The organism is Cedecea sp. VD22 (assembly GCF_037150195.1).
Lineage (GTDB): Bacteria > Pseudomonadota > Gammaproteobacteria > Enterobacterales > Enterobacteriaceae > Cedecea.
Genome location: NZ_JBBCPX010000055.1, coordinates 1 through 466, shown reverse-complemented (window position 1 = coordinate 466; position 466 = coordinate 1). Strand labels below are relative to the sequence as shown.

1 pseudogene is annotated in these 466 nt (G+C 50.0%); it reads left to right on the top strand.

The annotated features are described in order from the left end of the window. Window positions 1-39 precede the first annotated feature (39 nt). Window positions 40-466 (top strand): annotated as a pseudogene (locus tag WFK85_RS23700) (hypothetical protein); the annotation flags it as partial.

Here is a 466-nt window from a genome sequence, read left to right as displayed (position 1 = left end):
AATCCATTAGGTGTTTATAGCGGTGAGTACGAAGGTGAAGTGGTTTATACCGTTGGTGAAGGCGAAGATATTGACTTTCATGCCGTAACAACCTCTGACACTGAAATTAGAATAAAAATAAAGGCGAACGTACGTCATGCCTTCCAGGTGAAGTTTCCCTCCGACGCGGAATTGATCAAGGTCAGTCTGGCCCCGAAAGGCGGCTGGAGCCAGTGGGCAAACGGTGGGCGTGTCCCTGATACCCTGAGTCAGGAAGTCCCCTTCATCCTGTCGTCCACGTCCGGCTTCACTGTCAATATGCGCTGTGAGTATGATTTGGATGGGGCCTGTGCGTTACGCGAAACAACATCCCCCACCGGAGAAAAAATACCGCTGGAGGTTTCTCTCACCTTACCGGGTTATAAAACGGAAAACGGAAGAGAAGCCAGAAATCTGCTGTTGAATTCGTTACCGGCTGGCCATGTTA